The 2,818-nt window shown below is 74.0% G+C and carries 2 protein-coding genes; one reads left to right on the top strand and one right to left on the bottom strand.

Going from position 1 to position 2,818, the window contains the following annotated elements:
• Positions 1–1,372 (bottom strand): FHA domain-containing protein (locus tag O3Q52_RS51600; RefSeq protein WP_269655322.1); only part of this gene is annotated, 1,372 nt, incomplete at its 3' end.
• A 438-nt stretch (positions 1,373–1,810) separates the two neighbouring features.
• Between O3Q52_RS51600 and O3Q52_RS51595 the strand changes: the two genes are divergently transcribed.
• The coding region (locus O3Q52_RS51595) for a serine/threonine-protein kinase (protein ID WP_269655321.1) at positions 1,811–2,818 on the top strand (1,008 nt) is incomplete at its 3' end.

The raw sequence follows: 2,818 nt of genomic DNA, 5'->3' as shown, positions 1-2,818 counted from the left end.
GCAGGCCGGAGCCGTCCGGCGCGCTCCGGTCCGCCGTGCCGAGCCGCACCGTGGGCGTCTCCGGGTGTCCCGGGCCGCGCTCCCACAGCCGCGGTCCCGGTCCGAGCGCGGCCAGCAGCAGTGCGGCGGGATCCGGCCACCGCTCGGGAGCGGACGCGCCCGCGACGACGGGCTCCTCGGCGGCCGGTGTCTCGTAGGCATCGTCATAGGCGTTGTCGTACGCCTCGTCGTGCTCCGCGTCCGGCTCGTCGCTCCGGCCGCCCGCAAGCCGCCGGGCCCATGCGGAGAGCCCGCCGCGCTTGCGCACACCGCGCGGCACGGATGTCCCCCGGAGGGGGGTGCCTTTTCGGCCACCTTCACCGGGGGCGGGTGCGTCCGGGTTCTCCTCGGGGGCCTCTCCGGAAGGCGCTCCGGAGTCCGTGCTCTCGATCCGCGGCGCACGGCCCTGTCCGGGCACGACGGTCGGGTCCGCGGGCGTGTGCCCCTGGGACGGCGCGGTCCCGTGGGAGCGCCCGCCCTCGGCGGAGCCCCACCCGGCGGTGCCGTACCCGTGATGCGTCTCGGCGGTCGGCGGCGCGACCTGGAAACGGGACGCCGCCTCCGGAGCCCCCTCGTCGTTCCGGTCGCCCCCGTCGCGCGCGTGGGGCACCCTCGCCGCTCCGGGCGCCGGTGCCTGCTGTCCCGCACGACCGGCCGTGTTCGTCGTCGGCTGTTCCCGCTCGGGAGCCTCCGGTGCCGTCACGACCCGGACGTGTCCCTCGCCGTCCGGCGCGGTCTCCCGCACCACGTCCGGTTCGCCCGCCGGGGCCAGGCGCAGCGCCGACTCACCCACCCGAAGGAGTGCCCCGGGCGCGAACCGCACCTGGCGCTCGCTCACGCGCCTGCCGTCCAGTGTCGTGCCGTTGGTGGAGCCCAGGTCCGCCACCGAGACGCGGCCGTCCGCCGCGACCGTCACGGCGCAGTGGAGGCGGGAGACGTCCGGGTCGTCCAGCGGCACGTCCGCGTCGGCCGAGCGGCCGATGTCGATCCGGCCGCCGTGCAGGAAATGGACGCCTCCGGCATCGGGCCCGGCCACCACGCGCAGCTGTGCCGCGGCGGGGTCGAGGTCGGGACCGGGCTCCGCGGGGGAGCCCAGGGACAGCACGGCGCCGTCCATGAGAGGTGGCTCACCCAGCGTGCAGCGCTGCGCGTCGAGCCGCTCCGCCCCCGCGTACAGCACCCCGGCTCCCTCGCCCCCGACCGCCGAGGCGAGGCCGGAGGCCACCGCCGCGAGCGCGGTCCCGGCGGGTGCTGTCACCAGCACGTCGCAGGACGCGGGGCGTCCCTCGGGGCGCGTCCCCAGCGGGTCTACGACGGTCAGCCGGATCTGCATCGCCGTCAGCGGTCCCTTCTGTCGCGGGCGCCCGCGACGAGGCTGCCCCGCGGTCCCCCACCGCAGATTCCCCCCACCGCACACGGGCACGTCGGCCAGTACGGGAAGCATCCTCGCACCTGCCACTGACAACACGCCCGCCCTCCACCGGCAAGTGATCTTGATTGGTCGGCTCTGCCCGCAAAAGTGCCTGACCAATGCCCGACCGATGTCCGCTTGAGATCGGTCACGTCAAGATGCGGCAACCAAACCACCCAAAGCGAGCGTCTTTTCATCGAACACATACAGGAACGCCTTACGTAATGCATGGGCAGACGGGGTGAGGGAAACCGCAGCGGGACGACAGCCCGGCGCCACGTTCGACGGCACTACAGTGGGTCGGAACCATCCGTAGCAGGGTGGACGGATCAGTCAGGCAAGCAGCAGGGAGCGCATGACGTGCGGCCGGTAGGGAGCAAGTACCTCCTTGAGGAGCCGCTTGGGCGCGGCGCCACAGGCACCGTCTGGCGCGCCCGCCAGAGGGAGACAGCGGGCGCCGAGGCGGCAGTACCCGGTCAGCCGGGTGAAACGGTGGCGATCAAGGTCCTCAAGGAGGAGCTCGCCAACGACGCGGACATCGTGATGCGGTTCCTGCGTGAGCGCTCCGTGCTGCTCCGCCTGACCCACCCGAACATCGTGCGCGTACGGGACCTCGTGGTCGAGGGCGATCTGCTGGCCCTGGTCATGGACCTGATCGAGGGCCCGGACCTCCATCACTACCTGCGCCAGAACGGCCCGTTCTCGCCGGTCGCCGCCGCGCTCCTGACCGCCCAGGTCGCCGACGCGCTCGCCGCCAGCCACGCCGACGGCGTCGTGCACCGCGACCTCAAGCCCGCGAACGTCCTGCTCAAGCAGGACGGCGGCCAGATGCACCCGATGCTGACGGACTTCGGCATCGCGCGCCTCGCCGACTCCCCGGGCCTGACCCGCACCCACGAGTTCGTCGGCACGCCCGCCTATGTCGCGCCCGAGTCGGCCGAGGGCCGCCCGCAGACCTCCGCCGTCGACATCTACGGCGCCGGAATCATGCTGTACGAGCTGGTCACCGGCCGTCCCCCGTTCGGCGGCGGATCGGCGCTGGAGGTTCTCCACCAGCACCTGAGCGCCGAGCCGCGCCGGCCCTCCACGGTCCCCGACCCGCTGTGGACCGTCATAGAGCGCTGCCTGCGCAAGAACCCCGACGAGCGGCCCAGCGCCGAGAACCTCGCCCGCGGTCTGCGCACGGTCGCCGAGGGCATCGGCGTGCACTCCAACTCCGCGCAGATCGCCGCCGCCGAGGCCGTGGGCGTCCTGCTCGCCCCGGACCTGGCGCCCGCCGCCGTGCCGGGCGACTTCGGTGCCGCCGACCCCACCCAGGTGCTCCCGCAGGGCGCCGCCTCGTACGACCCGAACGGCGCGACCAGCGTC

The sequence above is a fragment of the Streptomyces sp. ActVer genome, from assembly GCF_027270795.1.
In the GTDB taxonomy this organism is placed as follows: domain Bacteria; phylum Actinomycetota; class Actinomycetes; order Streptomycetales; family Streptomycetaceae; genus Streptomyces; species Streptomyces umbrinus_A.
This window is presented reverse-complemented; position numbering and strand designations above follow the sequence as displayed.